Source organism: Immundisolibacter sp. (assembly GCF_041625615.1).
Classification (GTDB): Bacteria; Pseudomonadota; Gammaproteobacteria; order Immundisolibacterales; family Immundisolibacteraceae; genus Immundisolibacter.
Genome location: NZ_JBFJTF010000208.1, coordinates 1 through 2,581, shown reverse-complemented (window position 1 = coordinate 2,581; position 2,581 = coordinate 1). Strand labels below are relative to the sequence as shown.

Here is a 2,581-nt window from a genome sequence, read left to right as displayed (position 1 = left end):
GTGGGCGAGCGCGGCGAGGGGCTTTCCGGCGGTCAGCGTCAGGCGGTTGCCATCGCCCGTGGCCTGCTGCTCGAGCCGCCGGTGCTGATCATGGATGAGCCGACCAATGCGATGGACAACTCCACCGAGGAGCAGTTCAAGAACCGCCTGGCGCCGTTGCTGGAAGGCCGTACCCTGCTGCTGGTGACACACCGCGCCTCGCTGCTGTCGCTGGTCAACCGCATCATTGTCATGGACGGTGGACGCATCGTTGCCGATGGGCCCAAGGATCAGGTGCTCGAAGCGTTGCGCGGCGGCCGTCTGACCGGGCGGCCGGCATGAGCGGGTCGCATCGCCAGGCGGACAAGGCCGCCCCCAAGCGCGGTTTCGAACGGGCGGATCTGGACTTCATGGATGACGCGGTTGCGGTGGATGTGGACCCCGCCCATCCGGCCGGCCACCTGATCCTGGTGGCCGTGGCGGTCTTGCTGGTGGTGGGCCTGGTGTGGGCAGCCCTGGCCGAGGTGGATGAGGTCACGCATGCCGAGGGACAGATCATCCCGTCCAGTCAGGTGCAGGTCGTGCAGAACCTGGAAGGCGGCATCGTGCAGGAAATCCTGGTTCGTGAGGGCGATGTGGTCGACAAGGGCCAGATCCTGGTGCGCATCGACGACACCCGCTTCGCGTCCTCGTATCAGGAAGGCAGGCTCAAGTACCTGGCGCTGCTGGCGCAGGTCAGCCGCCTGATTGCCGAGACGGAGGGCAAGCCGCTGCAGCTGCCGGACGAAGTGAAGCAGGACGCGCCGCAGTTGGCCGAGGATGCCCGCCGGCTGTATCACACGCGTCAGCAGGAACTCGCCTCGACGGTGCAGATCCTCGAACAGCAGCGCGACCAGCGCCGGCAGGAAGTGGCCGAGATGCGTTCGCTTTCCGGCCAGCTGGAGCGCAGCTATGCCCTGCTGCGTGAAGAGCTGGTGCGCACCGAGCCGCTCGCGGCGGAAGGCGTTATCTCGCAGGTGGAGTTGCTGCGTTTGAAGCGGCAGGTCAACGAGATACGCGGTGATCTGGATGGCGTGCGGCTGCGCCTGCCGGCCGCACGGGCGGCACTGGACGAGGCCGAGTCCAAGATCGAGGACGCGCGCATCAAGTTCCGAACCGAGGCGCAGGCGCAGCTCAACGAGGCCAAGGCCGAACTGGCCGCCACCGCCGAGAACAACACGGCGGCCCTGGACCGGGTCACGCGCACGGCGGTGCGTTCTCCGATGCGTGGCACCGTCAAGCGGCTGAAGGTGTCCACCGTCGGCGGGGTGGTGCAGCCGGGCATGGATTTGGTCGAGATCGTTCCGCTGGAGGACACGCTGCTGGTCGAAGCCAAGGTGCAGCCGCGCGACATCGCCTTTCTGCACCCGGGCCAGCGTGCCATGGTCAAGCTGACCGCCTATGACTCAACCATCTACGGCGCGCTCGAGGCGACCCTGGAACACATCAGTGCGGATGCCATCACGCAGGAAGACGGTCGCGGTGAGGAGCGCAGCTACTATTTGATCCGTGTGCGCACGCTGGATCGCGGGTACGTCAAGGATGGCGTGTCGCTGCCGATAATTCCGGGAATGACCGCTACCGTCGACGTACTGACTGGACGCAAGAGCGTGCTGAAATACTTGTTGTGGCCCATCGAGCGTGCGCGCGAGCGGGCGCTGAGGGAGCGCTGAGATGCGCGGTGTGTGTGTCGGATGCATCCGGGCGAGCGGCGCCGGAGCGCGTCGCAGCGAGGCGTTGCCATGATCGTGCTGGCCAGTGGTGACCAGGACGTTCTGCGCCGCTGGGGCAGTGGTGTGCCAGACGACGCCGTGCCGGTGCATGACCAGGCGGAGCTGGCGCGTACCCTGGACGGGCAGGCGGGGCAACTGGTGTTGCTTGATGTGGCGCTTCCCGGGCTGGGGGGCGTGGCGGGTGTCGCCGGGCTCATCGGCCGTCATTCGCAGTGCCGTGTGGTGGCGCTCAGTCACGCACCGAGCGAGGACGAGGGCTTCGAGCTGTTGCGTGCGGGCGTGCGGGGCTACTGCAATGCGTACATCGACCCCCGACTGCTGGGCAAGGTACTGGCGACGGTGCAGGGCGGGGAGGTATGGGTCGGTCGTAAACTCGTCGATCGCCTGGTCGGCCTGGTCGCCAACAGCCGCGCCGTCGAGCCGAAAGCCGCCGTCGCCGCCGTGGATCTGGGCAGCCTGACACCGCGGGAACGGCAGATTGCGCTGCTGATCGGCGAGGGCGCCAGCAACAAGGTCATCGCCCGGCGGCTCGATATCACCGAGCGCACGGTCAAGGCCCATCTGGGGTCGGTATTCAGCAAGCTTGGCGTTGCGGGGCGTCTGCAGTTGGCGTTGCTGGTCGCCGGACTCGCCAGTGATGACACCCAACTGAGCAAGAGCTTGCACTGACCGTCGGCGCCCCCGCGCTTTGCGGGCTCTGTCGCTGTCCGCGTCCGTGCCGCGTATGGACGGCGCTGGGATCGTGTGCGGCGGCGTACTGTCCTGTGTGAAGTACTGCACACAGGACGGCGGGTTGTACCTAAAGCCAATAGCCGATCGTCGCCGTACGG

At 67.0% G+C, this 2,581-nt stretch carries 3 protein-coding genes; all 3 read left to right on the top strand.

Features of this window, described 5'->3' with window-relative positions; genetic code table 11:
* A partial coding sequence (locus ABYX71_RS11475) for an ATP-binding cassette domain-containing protein (protein ID WP_372696629.1) occupies positions 1–321 on the top strand: 321 nt, incomplete at its 5' end.
* Positions 318–1,691, top strand: coding sequence for an HlyD family type I secretion periplasmic adaptor subunit (locus tag ABYX71_RS11470; protein WP_372696628.1), 1,374 nt, complete (start codon positions 318–320; stop codon positions 1,689–1,691). The genes ABYX71_RS11475 and ABYX71_RS11470, both read left to right, overlap by 4 nt.
* Positions 1,692–1,760: 69 nt before the next feature.
* On the top strand, positions 1,761–2,420 hold the full coding sequence (locus ABYX71_RS11465) for a LuxR C-terminal-related transcriptional regulator (RefSeq protein WP_372696627.1): 660 nt from the start codon (positions 1,761–1,763) through the stop codon (positions 2,418–2,420).
* Positions 2,421–2,581 lie beyond the last annotated feature (161 nt).

Coding starts and splice junctions, on each gene's coding strand:
- ABYX71_RS11465 (WP_372696627.1), top strand. CDS start 1,761: ATGATCGTGCTGGCCAGTGGTGACCAGGACGTTCTGCGCCGCTGGGGC.
- ABYX71_RS11470 (WP_372696628.1), top strand. CDS start 318: ATGAGCGGGTCGCATCGCCAGGCGGACAAGGCCGCCCCCAAGCGCGGT.